Origin of the sequence: Streptomyces agglomeratus, from assembly GCF_001746415.1 — a bacterium.
Lineage (GTDB): Bacteria > Actinomycetota > Actinomycetes > Streptomycetales > Streptomycetaceae > Streptomyces > Streptomyces agglomeratus.
In genome coordinates this window covers 497,190-512,465 of sequence record NZ_MEHJ01000001.1, presented here as the reverse complement: position 1 = coordinate 512,465, position 15,276 = coordinate 497,190, and the positions used below count along the sequence as shown (strand labels likewise).

The 15,276-nt window shown below is 68.6% G+C and carries 11 protein-coding genes; 5 read left to right on the top strand and 6 right to left on the bottom strand.

From position 1 onward, the window contains the following. Positions 1-873: 873 nt before the first annotated feature. Together AS594_RS01995 and AS594_RS01990 are read left to right on the top strand one after the other, a co-directional pair. Complete coding sequence (locus AS594_RS01995) at positions 874-2,907, top strand: S8 family serine peptidase (protein ID WP_069933584.1); 2,034 nt, start codon at positions 874-876, stop codon at positions 2,905-2,907. A gap of 633 nt (positions 2,908-3,540) precedes the next feature. Further along, the gene (locus tag AS594_RS01990) at positions 3,541-4,146 is read left to right on the top strand and encodes a hypothetical protein (RefSeq protein ID WP_069925354.1); all 606 of its coding nucleotides are present in this window, start codon (positions 3,541-3,543) and stop codon (positions 4,144-4,146) included. 85 nt (positions 4,147-4,231) lie between these two features. Here AS594_RS01990 and AS594_RS01985 read toward each other — a convergent pair whose 3' ends face one another. Next, on the bottom strand, positions 4,232-4,912 hold the full coding sequence (locus AS594_RS01985; RefSeq protein ID WP_069933585.1) for an NAD(P)H oxidoreductase: 681 nt from the start codon (positions 4,910-4,912) through the stop codon (positions 4,232-4,234). Between the two features lie 113 nt (positions 4,913-5,025). Between AS594_RS01985 and AS594_RS01980 the strand changes: the two genes are divergently transcribed. Next, a complete protein-coding gene (locus tag AS594_RS01980) occupies positions 5,026-5,955 on the top strand; it encodes an AraC family transcriptional regulator (protein ID WP_420877764.1) in 930 nt (309 codons plus the stop codon). Positions 5,956-6,254: 299 nt separating this feature from the next. On the opposite strand, the gene AS594_RS01975 is transcribed toward AS594_RS01980, so the two are convergent. From AS594_RS01975 to AS594_RS01965, 3 genes are all read right to left on the bottom strand, one after another. After that, positions 6,255-6,866, bottom strand: coding sequence for a hypothetical protein (locus tag AS594_RS01975; RefSeq protein ID WP_069933587.1), 612 nt, complete (start codon positions 6,864-6,866; stop codon positions 6,255-6,257). Between the two features lie 806 nt (positions 6,867-7,672). Then, positions 7,673-9,277, bottom strand: a complete 1,605-nt coding sequence (locus AS594_RS01970) for an FG-GAP repeat domain-containing protein (RefSeq protein WP_069934928.1) — start codon at positions 9,275-9,277, stop codon at positions 7,673-7,675. A gap of 263 nt (positions 9,278-9,540) precedes the next feature. Beyond that, complete coding sequence (locus AS594_RS01965) at positions 9,541-11,325, bottom strand: S8 family serine peptidase (RefSeq protein ID WP_079148347.1); 1,785 nt, start codon at positions 11,323-11,325, stop codon at positions 9,541-9,543. Positions 11,326-11,971: 646 nt separating this feature from the next. Between AS594_RS01965 and AS594_RS40690 the strand changes: the two genes are divergently transcribed. Continuing rightward, positions 11,972-12,205, top strand: a complete 234-nt coding sequence (locus tag AS594_RS40690) for a hypothetical protein (protein ID WP_079148348.1) — start codon at positions 11,972-11,974, stop codon at positions 12,203-12,205. A 452-nt stretch (positions 12,206-12,657) separates the two neighbouring features. Here AS594_RS40690 and AS594_RS01960 read toward each other — a convergent pair whose 3' ends face one another. Then, positions 12,658-14,043 (bottom strand): MFS transporter, encoded by a 1,386-nt coding sequence (locus AS594_RS01960; RefSeq protein WP_069933590.1) that lies wholly within the window; start codon positions 14,041-14,043, stop codon positions 12,658-12,660. Beyond that, positions 14,043-14,618 carry a TetR/AcrR family transcriptional regulator gene (locus AS594_RS01955; protein ID WP_069933591.1) on the bottom strand — a complete coding sequence of 192 codons (576 nt, stop codon included), beginning with the start codon at positions 14,616-14,618 and terminating at the stop codon, positions 14,043-14,045. Before AS594_RS01955 ends, AS594_RS01960 begins: the two co-directional genes overlap by 1 nt. Positions 14,619-14,733: 115 nt before the next feature. On the opposite strand from AS594_RS01955, the gene AS594_RS01950 reads away from it, so the two are divergent. Beyond that, a complete protein-coding gene (locus AS594_RS01950) occupies positions 14,734-15,276 on the top strand; it encodes a DinB family protein (protein WP_069933592.1) in 543 nt (180 codons plus the stop codon).

Genomic DNA, 15,276 nt, shown 5'->3' with positions numbered 1-15,276 from the left:
AGAACCGAACTTTGGCTCTGTGGCTGCGTGCGGCCTCGGTCGCCGCCCTGTACGCCGTGGCCTCCTCATGCTGCTCCTGAGCGTCCCGGCGATGGGCGGGGAAGTAACTCCGACGACCGACCGGGACGTCGCGGCCGGCGCTCACTTCTGTTTCGCCCTGTCCACCGTCTCCCTCGGCGCCACGGGTCTGGTCGCACGGAGGTAGAACGCGGCACTCCCTGCGGGTCGAAGCAGATGAGCCCGTGTTCGCGAGCCAGTGCAGCGGCGTACTCGGACACCTCTTCAGCCTTGCCATGGGACATAAGCATGTCCACGATCGGGCCCGATACCTCCTCGATGACCCGGAGACGCCCTTACGTCACCGCGGTCGATATCGTCTGGGTATCGCGCGACGAGAGCTTCCACGTAGGCCACGATGCGCGGCAGTAGGCCTACATGTAGTGCTCGTAGAGCTCGTCGTAGGTCGAGCCCGCTTGGTCGGCATCGAGTGGACGGTTGCCGTCCCACACCGCAAACTCATGGCTCACCAGCGCATCGTCGCAGGCAGCAGCTCCGCCGGCGCCATGCAGGCCCGGAGATCGACTCCACGCCTCCGCGCGCCCCGCGCAGGCGTGGCGTCCAGGCCGATGCTGCTGTCGTGCGCCCTCCCTGACCAATACCGAGCCCAGATGGGGGCCTCCGGCCGGGCTCGGCGTGCAGGTGGGCACTCGCCCGCCTAGCGTGTTGGTCGAACGGAAGGAACCACGCGGCCTGGCATGCCGCCGGTCCGGACGGGCTTCGGCCATGTGGGTGTCGGCGCGGGCAGTGCCGGGCGCGCCACGGCTGCCAGGTGCGCGCCCTTCTGCATCCCCCCACACTCTCCGGGAGTTCGGCATGGCCCGTATCACCATCAACGGCGTGACGGTGGACCCACTGCTCCAGTCCGAGGAGCTGGTCGCCGCATCGCTGGTGTCCGAGGACGCCTCCGCGTCCAACTATCTGCTCGTACAGACCACACACCCACCCACGCCCGAGGAGAAGGAACAGCTCTCGGAACTCGGCGTGGTGCTCCAGGAATACGTTCCGGACGACACCTATCTGTGCGGCTACCGGCCGAGCGATCTGGACGCCGTACGCGCACTGCCCTTCGTGGCCTGGGCGGACGTGTACCTCAACGGCTTCAAGATCGGCCAGTCGCTCCGCTCGGCCCGGCTGCGCACGGGCGTCGCCGAACTGGCCGAGCCTCTGGGCGGTGCGGGTCCGCGACCCCGCCTCGTCGACATCGTCCTGCACGAGGACGTCGACATGAGTGAGGACGGACTGCGGGACCGGATCGCGGCGGCGGCCGGAGTCAGCTACGGCGACGTACAGAACGACGGCGAGAAGGTCCGCATCACGATCCGCGATGAGGACCTGCCCGCCCTCGCCTCGCTCGACGAGGTGAAGGAGATCGAGGAGGTCCCCGAGCGGGTCCTGTACAACACCGTCTCGGGCACCCTGCTGAACGCCCACGTGTCGCTCAACGGCACGAAGTTCCGGGGCGAGGGCCAGATCGTGTGCGTCGCCGACACCGGCTTCGACAAGGGCTCGACCACCAATGTGCACCCCGCCTTCACCGGCCGGGTCAAGCGGCTGGTCGCCCTGGGCCGCACGAGCCCCGAGCGGATGGACGACCCTGACGGGCACGGCACCCATGTGGCGGGCTCGGTCCTCGGCGACGGCACGTCGGCGTCGATGGGCGGACCCGTCACCGGAACGGCTCCGGAGGCGAGACTGGTCCTGCAATCCGTGATGGACGAGAATGGCTTTCTCTCCGGCATCCCGAGCAACCTCCGCAAGCTGTTCGAACCGCCCTTCCTGGAGGACGGGGCGCGGATCCACACCAATTCGTGGGGCCCGGTCACCCCGGGGCTGCCCTACAACCAGGCCGCCAAAGAGGCCGATCGGATGGTCTGGGACAACAAGGACTTCGTCATCCTCTTCGCCGCGGGCAACTCCGGTACGGACCAGGACGGGGACGGACGCATCAACATGAGGTCCGTCAGCGGGGAGACCGCGGCCAAGAACGTCATCACCGTGGGAGCCAGCGAGGGCAACCGACCCGAGTTCTCCAAGACGTACGGTCAGCTGAAGAACGGACAGTTCCGGTGGCCGGTCCCGCCGATCAACGGCGACAAGATGGCGGACAGCCCCCACGGGATGGCAGCCTTCAGCAGCCGCGGCCCGTCCCAGGAGGGACGCTTCAAGCCCGATGTCGTCGCCCCCGGCACGTCGATCCTGTCCGCCCGCTCGCGGCTGGCGCCGGCCTCCCAGAACTTCGGTGTCTCCACGGACCCCGCGTTCATGTTCCAAGGCGGTACTAGCATGGCCACCCCGCTGGTGGCCGGCTGTGTGGCGGTGCTGCGCGAGACGCTCGTGAAGAACGGCACCCCGAAGCCCAGCGCCGCGCTCATCAAGGCCATGCTGATCAACGGCGCCGACGAACTGGCCGGTCAGTACGACCCCAGCGAGGCGGGCCCGTCGCCGAACAACAGCTCCGGCTTCGGCCTCGTCAACCTCCAGCGTGCCGTCGTCCTGCCGACCGACGCCGGCCGGGCGGGCTTCACCGACGCCGGGGAACTGGACCAGGGGGAGGAGCGTGCCTTCCACATCACCGTTCCGGAGGGAGGGGCCCGCACTCTGAAGGTGACCGTCGTCTGGACGGACCCCCCTGGGGCAGCCCTGCAGAACGACCTCGACCTGATCGTCCGCGCGGACGGTCAGGAACGCCACGGCAACATGGGTACGGGTTCCGGCTTCGACCGCGTCAACAACGTCGAGCAGGTCCACTGGCAGGATGTCCCCGCCGGGGAGGCCGAGGTCGTCGTCAGAGCTCATAGGATCACCCTGTTCGCTCAGCCTTACGCCGTCGCCTGGCGCATCCTTTGACGCGTAAACAGGCAGTGTCCCGGCCCGTTCGCTCGGGTCGGGGCAGCGGTCACGGGTCGGGCGGCAGCCGACCTCCAGGACGAGGCGTCGGCTCCCGACGCACATGGCGAGGGTGATCCGCTGCCGGGCGTCCGCAAGGCGGGCACCAACCGCCAGGGCGCACCGGCCACATTCAGGCCGGCGGGCACCAACTGCCAGGGCGCACCGGCCACATCCTGGCCGATATCCTGCCGCGCCCCACCGCCCTCGCAAGCCCGTGCAAAGCCGCACGCCGCTGCCCGACAAAAGCCCCCCGCGCCCGACGCCTCATCCTGGCCGGCCTCCCGCCCCTGACCACACAGCGCGAGCTGCGCCTCTACCGCGCCATACAGTGCCTGAGTGCCTGAGTGCCTGAACGGTGCTCCTGGCCGCCCGACGCTTCCAAGTGCACGGGGGAAGTCCCGCTCCGGGGCCGGTTCCGGCCCCGGAGCGTGGTGCGTCGCGGCTACCGTGGCGCCGGGCCGGCCAGGGTCCGCGTCTTGCACGTTTGCCGGGGGAGCGGGGTGGAAGAGTTGACCCCGACGACCGGCCGGCCGATTCGCCGGCGGGACGGCCGATTCTGCTCGACGCCCTGAACAGAACAGGAGCCCGCCGTTGCGCCTCTACGCCCAGACTCCCGCACGCCGGAACCGCCAGGTGCTCGTGGACCTGATCGCCGTGACCCTGATCGCCCTCACGGTGTGGGCGGCATTGTTCGTCCGAGACATGATCATGCTGCTGGCCGAGCCGGGGCGGAAGGTCGAGAGCTCCGGAGACGGCCTCGCGGAGGAATTGGGCAACGCCGGAGACGCGGCGTCGGACGTACCGCTCATCGGCGACGTCCTGAAGAAGCCGCTCCAGTCCGCAGCCGATGCCAGTACCGGCTTCGCGGACGCCGGCGAATCGATCCAGGAATCCGTCACCCGGGTCGCCGATGTGACGACTGCGGCTCTCATCGTCATCCTCGTGCTCCTCATCCTGGTTCTGTGGCTCCCCCCGCGCCTGCTCTGGATTCGCCGCAGCGTGATCGTCCGGCGTCTCGCCGACGCGCCGGGCGGCGCCGATCTGCTCGCCCTGCGCGTTCTCACCGGCCCGCCGGCCGCCCTCGTCAAGCTGCCCACGCCGCCCGGCGGATTCGCTGACGCCTGGCGCCGGGGCGACCAGGAGGTCATCGCCACCCTCAGCGCGGTCGCCCTCGCACACACTGGCCTGCGCCCCTGACGTACGCCTCGCACGGCGAGGACGGCCGACACACGGATACAGGCCCGGGGCCCGGGGTGCGTACGGGCCGCCGGCTCCCTGGCGGTCAGGCCGCCACGAGTTCCTCGGCGACGAAGCCCTCCACGAACTCCCGTGCACGACGGTCGAGATCGGCGTACTGCGCCTCTCGCTCAGCGCCCGCGACCGCTTCGCCGATTAGGAGGTTGCCTTCGGCGTCGACGCGCTGCGGGCGATCCTCCGCGTCGGTGAGCAGGGCGACGGTGGAATGGGAGAAGCCGCAGTAATAGGCGATGCCTTCGCTCAGATTGGTTTCGAGGACGGTTTGCATCCCCTCCACGATGGGATCGTCGGCCGTGGCGCCGGCCAGGCCCAGCCACAGCATGCGCTTGCCGGCGAGGCGGGGCTTGCTGCGGCCGTAGGCGAACCCGTAGTTCCATACGCGGTCGATCCAGCCCTTGAGGATGGCGGGCACGCTCTGCCAGTACACCGGGAAGACGGCGACGACGACATCGGCGTCGAGGATGCGCTGCATATGGGCGTGCGCTTCGTCCGAATACGTCTTCTCCCTGTTGCCCCAGTCCGGCTGGTCCGACATGTTCATCCGCGGGTCGAACCCCTCGGCGTGCAGGTCGAGCAGATCGATGCGGTAGCCGGCGGCTTCGAGCCGGGCGGCGGCACGGCGGGCCGTGTGCGCAGTGAGGGAATCGGTGCGGTGGTGTGCGACGACCACGAGGGCTGTCCTGGCCTGGCTGTCATGCTGCGTCACTGTGTCTCCCGGCTGGTCTCGGTCGATGCGATAAATCCATTACAGCCACGGCGACTTGGATGATCCATGGGAGAAACGCTCGGAAACATAGGAGATCGTCTACGATGCGTTCTGTGGATCCTTTGAGTTCGCTGCTGAGTGGCATCCGGGCCGAGGGTTCGGTCGTCAGCCACGCCGTACTGACGGCGCCCTGGACCATCCGCTTCGCCGACGACGCACCGCTCATCATGATCAGCGTGCTGCGCGGCGGGGGCACCCTGCTGCTGCCCGACGGCACCGAGCGAGCGGTCGGCGTGGGCGATACGGCCATCGTGCGCGGCCCCGCACCGTTCCATCTCGCGGACCATCCCGCCACGGTCCACAGCTCCCATGCGGCGTACGAGATCGCCTGCTTCACCACGGACACCGAGTGCACCGCCCAGGAACTCGGCGGTATCCACTGGGGCACCGACTCGCAGGAGGCGACCGCGCTGATCGTGGGCGCCTACCGCGCATCGGGCCACAGCTGCGAGCGTCTCCTGCGTGCTCTGCCGCCCGTCCTGGTGGTCAAGGAGGAGGCCGAGGTCTGTGCCTGGCTGGAGACGGCCGCCGCCGACGCCGCCCAACTCTCCGCCGGTTCGCAGGCGCTGATGGACCGGCTCCTCGACTGGGCCCTGGTGTGCACGTTGCGCAGCTGGTTCGACCAGGCCGGCGCCGACGCGCCCAGCTGGTACCGGGGTCTCGCCGACCCGGTCCTCGCTCCCGCGCTGCAGGCCTTCCACGACCGGCCCGCCGAGGCATGGACGGTGGCGTCGCTGGCCACTCGAGCCGGTGTCTCCCGGGCGCTGTTCGCCAAGCGCTTTACCAAGTTGATGGGCCGTCCGCCCCTCGCCTACCTCACGGAATGTCGCATGGACGAGGCCGAGGCGCTGCTGACCGACACCGACCTCAGCATCGCTCAGATCGGAAGGTCCGTCGGCTATGCCGACGCTTTCGGCTTCAGTGTCGCGTTCAAACGACACAAGGGCATGAGTCCCAGCACGTTCCGCGCCGCGGCGGCTTGAGTTCCGGTCCGGCGACCGGGGGGGCTGTGCTCTCCTCGTGCGTCAGGAGCGATCCTGCGGCCGGTACGACTGTGGCAACGAGTGGATACCGCCGTAGTCGGCTTGCAGGTCTACGTGCCAACTGCGTCTCAGTGAACCTGCCTTTGGCTGGCGCTGGACGCGCAATGCAACCTGCTACCACCACCCGACGGCGGGCCGGTATTCAGGTTGCACGCCGCCGCCGTGCACGGCGGTCTACCGAAGACGACGGCGGCGTAAGCGGAGCCGACCTGCTCTGGCCGGCCGCATGAATTGTCCTGCTACTCCCAGCAGATGAAGGAAGACACCGCGTCGTTCCACCCGAAGGCATTCAGGTCCGGGAAACGGTTGCCTGCCGGAACGAAGAACTGAGGCCCTGACAGGTTGATGTCCCAGAAGAGATCGACGTCGAACGCGCAGACGCTGATTGACGACACGATGTCGTTCCAGTTCTGCGTGTGGAGAAATCCCCTGGGGACATTCAGGAGGTTCGGCCAGTGGAAGCCGTGCTCCAGTTCAAGACGGTCTCCGCCCTCGTTGGCGTCTTCCCAGACCCTGGTGAAGGTGGGAAGCCCGAAGTCCAACGCCGCTTCTCTGTCCAGCGAGTGCGCCTCGGAGAGCATCGCCGCTCGGTCCGTGAAGACTCCGAGAGCGACGGCGCCTCCGTCGGACAGCCGAGTGGTGTAGATTGCCTGCTTCCTCATGATGGCGTTGAGCCGCTCGAGGTCCTCGAATACTTCGCCATCGAGGACGACGGGGACCTCGGGTTCGAGAGGACGCACGGCGCCGCTCACCGGCGGGCGTCCCTCGTCGAGGTACCTTGCGAGGTCCGGGGTGTTTGGGCGGGCCTGTATTTGCGCCCACGCTTCGCGCTTCTGTGCCGTGACTGTCATCCGCGATCACTCCTGACTGTTTGGAGCTCTTTGGAGGAGGACGATGATTCGTCATTTCCACGCTAGGCCCCTGACCGCAGGGCAATTGACAGTGCAAACACGTGAGAACCTCTTTCATTCTGCGTGTCCGCAGATACGAAGAGTGAAAGAATGGTGCGGCCTGGAGTGGGCGTGGTCGGATACTCTCTTTGGTGCGGCGCATGTGGTGCAGGTCGCCGCACGAAGACTTCAGTGCCCGGGTGCCCGGCGTGCCGACTTGAGGACTCTTCTGCCGTCCGACAGCCATCCCGTAGCCACCACGATGGCCGCGACACGCGCGTTTGCGTCGAGGTCTCTCGCAACTCGCAGAAGTCGACCGGTCTGCCGGATATGCGCGCGCCTGTGTGATGAGCAGTCAGAAAGCCCAAAAACCCGGTCCCATCCGCACCGGCGAGCACGCCCAGGAGCAGGACGACGTCCACTGCCCCGGGGGCCGCCGCAGACTCGACTTCACGGGAGGCCACGACCCGGGCATCGGCTGCTTCCCTCTACCCGGCGGCGCGTTGCACGGTGGCCCGTCGGGTGAACTGCTTGTGCTCCTTGGGGGGAGGTGCCCGCAATGCGCAGCGCGATCCGTCCCTTGCCGTCGGCGGCCGCCAGTAGGCGCAGCGGCTCGTCGGTCTGGGCCGTCATCTCGGCTGCGGCTGTCTCGACGGGCACTTCGGCTTGACCGTGCAAGAGAAGCTTCGGCTGCCGGGGAACGGGCCGGCGCTGTGGGCGATGCGGCGCGAAGCCCGGCACGCGCATAGAAGGTGCTGGTGAGCCAGTCACCCTGTGCCCAGGTCCCGTACGGGCACGAACCGCGCCATTCTGATGTCCGGGCCGTCGGCTGTTCCGGGGAAGAACCAGTATCCGTGTTCCTCGCGCGGCTTGGAGAAGCCCCGGTATCCGGCGAGGAGTTCGGCGCGGCCGTCGTCGTTGAGGTCGGCGGCGGCGATGTCCCAGCCGAAGTTGTCGGCGTCCGCACTGTGCCTGGGACGGCTGGGTAGACCGAGCCGGTAGCGATCGATGGTGAGTGGGGGCTTGTAACCGCCGTTCGGCCGCGAGAGCAGAACGGTAACGGTGCCTGCCGGCTTGCTGCGGGAGTCCCGGTTCACCAGGTCGTCCCGGCCGTCACCGTTCAGGTCGGCGAGGACGGGCCCTCCGGTGTAGCCGGTGGTCAGCAGCGTCCCTGGTGATTCCTCGCCCTCGGCGTCGTAGGGGGCGGGGAGTCGGCTGGTGCGGGCACCGGGACCGTGCGGGCCGCCGTGCAGGATCGTGCCGTCGGTCAGGATGAGGTCCATGAACCGGTCGGCGTCGAGATTCCCGGCGGTGAGCAGCGGCGTGGCCCTGTCGCGGTCGCGGTCCGCCAGTGGCAGAGCCTTGCCCACGAGCGTGGGGAAGGAGGCGACGGCCGGCCCGGCGGGCGTACCGCGGTAGTACCGCGTGTCCACGAGGCCGCGTGGCAGGCGGTCCTCGTCGTACCCGTCTGACACGTCCTGATCCTGTGCCGCCATCGGCAACCCACCGCGGGTGACCACATCATCGCGGCCGTCTCCGTCGAAGTCGCCGGTGACGAGAGTGGACACTCCCACGTATCCACCTTGGGTCGCCTCGACGGCGACGGTCCTGCCAAATGCGCCGGTGCGGCTGAACGGCCCGTAAAGGACGGTCAGGCACGCCGAGAGGCGCGGCTCGTGGAAGCCGACAGGCCGTACCTCACGCCCGTCCCGCAGCCCCACGAGATCCAGCGCTCCGTCTCCGTCGAAGTCGCCGACCGCAGAGAACAGCGGGTACTCGGCGGGGAGGCGCACCGCGCGGGGCGTGCCCTTCCCCCTGCCCCAGACGATGCTCTGTCCGGTCCATGAGCGCTCGCGGTTGTGAAACAGGCTCTGGACGACGAGGTCCGCCAGGCCGTCGCCGTCCAGGTCCCCGGTGAGGTGGGCGGCACTGTTCCTGACCAGCGGGCGGGTGCTGGTCGCGGGGTCGAGTCCGGGGAGGCTCAGCGAGACGCCGGCCGCCGGGGCGATGCCTCGCGCCGAGCCGGGGACGACGGCTCGGTGGTGCAGCCAGCCACCGCCCTCCTTCGGGCGGTACCAGGCGTCGAGGTGGAGGTCGGTGAAGCCGTCGCCGTTGAAATCCGCGCGGTTGACCGGCCGTTTCGAGGCCGGCCGGACGGCGGTGCGCGCCGAGGCGTCAGGCGGTGCGGCGCACACGGCCGGTGCGACGTCCGGCGCCTTGCCGTCCGATTCGACCGGCGGAGTGCCCTGCGGTATGCCCGGGGTGCGGTGGCCACTGGAGGAACCGGAGAGGTGAAGGTGCGTCACTCTGCCGGCGATGGTCAGCGCGAGGGCGACGGCGGCGGTGGTGGTGGTGATCCGGCGGCGGGGCATGTCCCGAGTTTCCGACCGGGCGACCGGCGTCACCAGACCTGGCATGTTCCGGATCGGCAACGGTCGCCCTGCTGTCCTGCTGCCTGGCGGCTGAATGGCCGTCTGGACTTCATGACGCGGTGTGAGGTCCTCAAGCGCCGGAAGCGCGGCATCTGCCAGGACACATCGGCTTCGTAGGCTGCCGTTGTGCGACTACGCGGTCGGCCCGGTAGGGGTCTGCGTAGGCTGGCCGTGGGACGACTTGTTGTGAACCCATGGCTACCTCATGTCCATCGCATGCGAGCAGTCCAGTAGACCGTCTGAGGGCCTGACGGGACGTCGTAGCCGCGGATGCGCAGCAGCCAGCCGCCGCCTACGTTTCCCACAACCCGGCACTTCTCGAACACGCTGACGCTTGTGATGCTTTTTCCCTCGATGCTGCCGTCGTCGGGGCGGACCAGGTACAGGTCGAGGTCGCTGTGGGCGGCGGCGGGATCGGGCCACCAGATCGCGGCGTCGAGCAGGTCGGGGAGGCTGCCGCTACCACCGATGCCGAAGCCGATGTCGACCGTCTCTTGGTGGCCCACGCTCGTCTTCCCCCACCACCACAGGCCGCCCGAGAGCAGGCGCAGCGGACCGGCGCCGGAGGTGTTGTCGAACGGATACGGGTTCTGGCCGAAGAGGATGAGGTGCGCGTAGACGTGACCCGGGTCGATCGTGTCGCTCGACCCTCTGAGCCAGTCGCGTACGAGCGCCGCAGCACCGGCGGCGTAGGGAGAGGCGCCGCTCGTGCCAGTGAAGATGTGTCTCGCAGTGTCCGAGGCGTTGCTCGCCGTCTCGGTGTTCGTCGGGCACTGAATGTCCGGTTTGTAGCGGGCGTCAGCCGTGGGGCCGCGGCTCTGGACGGCGTACTGGGCGCCGGTCTGTACGTCGTAGGCGCCGACACCGATCACTCGGCGCGCGTTACCAGGGGCCACCACGGTGGCTTGGCCGGGGCCGTAGTTCCCGACGATGGAGATCACCACTGCGCCGGCGTCGAACGCCGCGTCCGCTGCCTGGGCCAGCGCGCTCAGATGGTCGGCGAACCGCTGCATCGCTGTCACGATCACTCGGTCCAGGGCCGCGACGGCGGCTTGGAAGCCGCGCACCGCCGCCTGGTTGTCCAGGAGTCCGCAGCCACTGGGATAGACCTTGAAGCTGTCGACGCCCATCCCGGTCACGCCCCGGAAGTCATTTCCCTGATTGCCGTTGCCGGTGATGATCGCGGCCATCGACGTGCCATGGTTCCAGCAGTCGTCACCCGAGTCGAAGCCAGAACCGGGCTGGTTGCAGTTGGCGTCGCCGTTGACGCAGTCTCTGGTGGAGATGATGTGGGACGGGTTGAAGAGCAGCGTGTGGCCGGCCCGCACGCCAGTGTCAAGGATCCCGATCGGGCCGCCGTTGACGCCCAGCCCGAAGTGGTCGGAGACGATGCTGGCCCGCCCGTCGTCCACCTCGTCCTGACCGGGTTCTTCGCCGGAGTAGCGTGCCTCGACCGACACGACGTCGTCGCGCCGTGCGAGGCGCTCCACTGATCTCAGCGGCATCTCCACCACAAGACCGTTGATGATCCAGAACCGCTCCAGGGGCGTGGCCTCGTAGTGGGCCAGCTCAGCCTCCAGCCGCTCGTAACCCGGTGCGCGCTGCGCTTCGACGGAACGCACCAACTCCTGTGCCCGCTCCAGGAGCCGACGGTTGAGGTCCGAATCCCGCGGCTCGCCGGTCGCAGGTTCGGGAAAGCGCGGGATCGTGAGCGTATCCGCGAAGACGACCACGATCTGTTCGTACTCATCACCGGATCGGTCAGCAAGCCATTCGCGTAGCTTGAGGTCGATCTTGTCCCGAGCATGTTGCGGTTCGGGCTCGTCCAGGTACTTGGGCCGACCCTTGTCGTTGTACCTGGCATCGCCGGGCAGCGGGTGCACCTCGATCCCCGCCGCTGCTCCCTCGCGCCGGTCAGCCCGGTACACGAGGTCGAAGGCGTCTTCGTCCTCGCGACCAGCTGGATTGACGGGCTCTTCATCTGACATGACTGCTCTCCCAATCCGGTCCGGGTGCCACGTCGACAAGGGGTCATCCCTGGCGGCGTGCGCGTAGCCTGTGCGGCCCAGTGGCCGAAAGGGGCCGGGAAGGTGCTCAGGGGGCCGTTTCGTACGTAGACGACGGTGAAGCGGGGGACTTTCGGTGAACCACGCCAGGGCGGCCGCAGTATCCAGTGCGTGCGACGGGTCGTCACGGTAAACGGAAGGGCAGCAAGGTCACGGCCGTCGCAGCACGCACAAACTCTTGATTGCACAGCCGGTTATATCCAGGGGCGACCTCCTGGAGAGAGCGCGAGCCGTTCGCTCACCCAAGCGGGCGCTCGGTTTCACCTGAAGAAACGATCCCCTGCGCTCGATCCAGGAAGTGCCACCAGTCGAGCAGCTCCGGCGTTCGGCGAAGGTGGGTCCGCACCCTGCTTCCCCTCGGGCAGTAATTCTGGCTTCGGCCCACGCCGTTCGCCTCCGGGTTGAGTGGCCTTCTTGGGCTCCGGCCGAGCTCAGGAGCCAATTCGGTGGACCCTGCTCCTCCGGCCGACACGCCGATCTTGTGTCTAGCGCATCGGTGCGGTTGGGCACATGCTGTAGTCAACTGCTGGCTGACCGCTACAACCGCTACGGCATGAGGAGGAGCGCCATGGAGAACTCAAACGAGGAAATCGCTGCTGACCGAGTCCTTTCTGTAGAGGAAGGGGCGGAAATCAAGCAACGCATTGCTGCGCAGAGGTCGATCAAGCGCTGGCGCTGGATGGGCAATTACGGAGACCCCACCCAAGCGGCCGCTGTCGCGAATGTAGATCCACCGTGCGTGGCCGGAGAAGTGATGTTCTCTGTCAACGGCGACTTGGTCCCGGCGTGGATGTTCTACTGACCTTTCCCCGCCTGATCACGCGCCTGGCAAGGGCCAGGGGGCGTGCGTCGTAGCAGCCTGGCCGAGGAGTTCGGGAAGGGCTGAAGCCCAGGCCCTGCCCGGCATCGTCGGCAGGGGATCGAAGGTGACCGGCACCCTGGCCGGGCCCCACGAGAGCGGCAGCTCACCACGAGCGTGCGGCGGGCGCACGGCTAGGGGTCTACCCCGGCGGTAGCTACAGCGGCCTGCCAGTACCAGAGACCACACACTCCCCAAAGCACGGATGGTGGAGTCGCGACGTACCACACAGCTGTAAACGTGATCAGCTCCGGCGCGTCCGGACTCGACACCGACGCAAGGACAACAGTTTCCCGGCCGGAACTCCGGTCCTCATGGGCGACGGTGCGGGCACGCCGATCGAGCGGATACGCGAGGGTGACGAGGCCCTGGCCGCGCCGATCCCGAGACGGGTATCACCCGCGGGCGAGTCGGGGCATTCGTACGGCAAGAGGAGCGCCGAGCGCGGCCACGCCGGCCAGGACCAGGAGTGCGGGGCCCGTGCCGAGGGGCATCAGCGTGGTCGCGGCCGCAACTCCCAGCGTCGGGCCGATGTTCATCGCGGTCTGCTGTAGCCCGCCCGCCACTCCGGCCGACTCCGACGGCACGTGCCGTACGACGACTGCGGTCGCGGTGACCATCAGCGCGCCGAAACCGGCTCCCAGCAGCACGAACCCAGTGCCGACCAGCACCGTCGACGACCCGGGGCCTAGCCGGGACAGCGCCAGGATCCCAGTGGTGAGCAGCACCGTCCCCGCGAGGGCGGTGGGACGGGCGCCCCATCGGCGCAGCAGTACGGCCGACAGCGGCGCACCGAGCACCATCATCACGCCGCCGGGCAGCGCGACGAGACTGGTGCGCAGCGGGTCCATGCCGAGGACGTCCTGCAGGACGAAGCTGCACACGAACAGCGCGCCGAGCATCGCCGCCGACGCGGCCACCAGCACTCCGAGTGCCGCACTCACGGTCACCGACCCGAGCAAGGCCGGCGGCAACAGTGGGTCGGCGGTACGCCGTTCATGGCGGATGAGGGCAGCGGACGTGACGGCCGCGATCAGCAGGCCGACCACTCCGGTCGCCGTCCAGCCGTCCTCCGGCATCCCGACCAGCGTGTGCACGAAAGCCGCCAGGGCCACGGCGAGCAGCGCGGCGCCGGGCAGATCGAGCCGGGGTGCGGGCCCCTGCCCCGTCCGCTCGGTCTCCGGGGGACGCACCGCCAGCGCCAGGAGACCCATCACCAGCGCCGGTACGACGTTGAGGAGGAACACCGCCCGCCAGCCCAGCTGGGCGACGAGCACACCGCCGACCAGCGGACCGGCCGCGGCCGCGACGCCGATGGCGCTGGTCCGCAGCGCTATGGGCATCCCCAGCCGGTCGGGCGGGAACGCGGCCCGCAGCATTCCCAACGTGGCGGGCTGCAACAGCGCGCCGAAGATGCCCTGGACAACCCGCAGCCCGATCACCCATCCCACTTCGGGTGCGAACCCGATCCCCGCCGAGGCCGCACCGAACCCCAGCAGCCCCCAGGCGAAGACTCGTCGATGACCGAACCGGTCGCCGATCCGCCCCGCGAACACCAACAGCCCCGCCACTGCGCTGAGATAGCCGGTACTGGTCCACTGGATCTCGGTGAGGGACGCGTCGAGATCACGCCGCAGGGTGGGCTGGGCGATCATCAGCACCGTCCCGTCGAGGGCGACGATCACGGCGCCGAGCACACTGTTGGCGAGCGTGAGACGGCGGTGCCGCGCGGATATCGGCCTGCCGCGATTGACGCCGGCCTCCGTCGTGGACGCCGTCATCAGCACTCCCTGCCCAGATGTGCCTCCAGCGCGGTGTCGAGCAAGGGGACGACGTCGTCGGCGCCCGTGGTGAGTTGGAGGCTGCCCCACGTCCACAGCTGGGCGATGCCGTACAGGTTCGCCAGCAATGCGCCCGCGACGAGGGGGGCGTCGGCGTCGGGACGGGTCCGTCGGACGAGATCCACCAGCAGGGAGAAGATCGGCAGACTGACGTCGCGCAAGCCCAGTTCGTCGCTTTGCAGAAGATCGTGACGGAACATCAACTCGTGCATGCCCCGGTGGGTGAGCGCGAAGTCGAGATACACGCGCCCCAGCGTCGCGATCTGTTCGCGCGGGCTCGCGGTGCCGTCCCCGAGCGCCGCGATTCCCTGACCCGCCAACTCCTCGAACCCCCGGCGCGCGATGGCCGACAACAGCTCCAGGTGCGTCGGAAAGTAGCGGCGCGGTGCCCCGTGCGACACACCCGCCCGCCGCGCGATCTCCCGTAGGGAGAGCGCCTGCATGCCCTCCGTCGTCACCAACTCGACCCCTACATCGATCAGCCGAGACCGCAGCCCCGTGTTCGGCTCGTTCATAGACACTGTCTACCAGGGGAGGTAGACAGTGTCTACTCGTCGGAGGTGCGCGAACTCACGGCGCGCGTGAGAAAATCCAGACCTCGGCACTCGGGCTTGGAACGGGAGCGGCGTGATGGCATACGGTCCTTCATCGCCGGAACGGCAGGCCGTCCTCGACGACTACGACAGGGCCCGACGGACTTTTCACGCGCTTCTGGACGAGGCCACGCCGGCCGACCTCGCTCGCCCGACCAGCGGCACCCGTTGGACCAACAGGCAGCTGCTCTGGCACATGCTCTTCGGCTACTGCGTCACCCGCGTCCTGTTGGGGCTCGCGCGCGGCTTCAGCCGCCTGCCCCGGAGCGCGAGCAAGGCGTTCGCCCGGGTACTCGACGCGAGGACGAGGCCCTTCGACGTGATCAACTACCTGGGGCCGTGCGGGGCGGTGAGGGTGTTCGGGCCCCGCGCGACGGGGGCCGCGTTCGACCGGATCACCGATTCGCTGGCGCGGCGGCTCGTGAAGGAGTCCGAACGTGATCTGGCGCGGGGGATGCACTATCCGGTCCGGTGGGACCCGTTCTTCAAGGACTTCATGACGCTTGCGGACCTCTACCGGTACCCCACCCAGCACTTCGACTTTCACCACCGCCAGCTCACCCTCGGCGAGCGCGGCTGA

Coding starts and splice junctions, on each gene's coding strand:
- AS594_RS01955 (WP_069933591.1), bottom strand. CDS start 14,618: ATGAACGAGCCGAACACGGGGCTGCGGTCTCGGCTGATCGATGTAGGG.
- AS594_RS01970 (WP_069934928.1), bottom strand. CDS start 9,277: ATGCCCCGCCGCCGGATCACCACCACCACCGCCGCCGTCGCCCTCGCG.
- AS594_RS01965 (WP_079148347.1), bottom strand. CDS start 11,325: ATGTCAGATGAAGAGCCCGTCAATCCAGCTGGTCGCGAGGACGAAGAC.
- AS594_RS40690 (WP_079148348.1), top strand. CDS start 11,972: ATGGAGAACTCAAACGAGGAAATCGCTGCTGACCGAGTCCTTTCTGTA.
- AS594_RS01950 (WP_069933592.1), top strand. CDS start 14,734: ATGGCATACGGTCCTTCATCGCCGGAACGGCAGGCCGTCCTCGACGAC.
- AS594_RS01995 (WP_069933584.1), top strand. CDS start 874: ATGGCCCGTATCACCATCAACGGCGTGACGGTGGACCCACTGCTCCAG.
- AS594_RS01975 (WP_069933587.1), bottom strand. CDS start 6,866: ATGACAGTCACGGCACAGAAGCGCGAAGCGTGGGCGCAAATACAGGCC.
- AS594_RS01960 (WP_069933590.1), bottom strand. CDS start 14,043: ATGACGGCGTCCACGACGGAGGCCGGCGTCAATCGCGGCAGGCCGATA.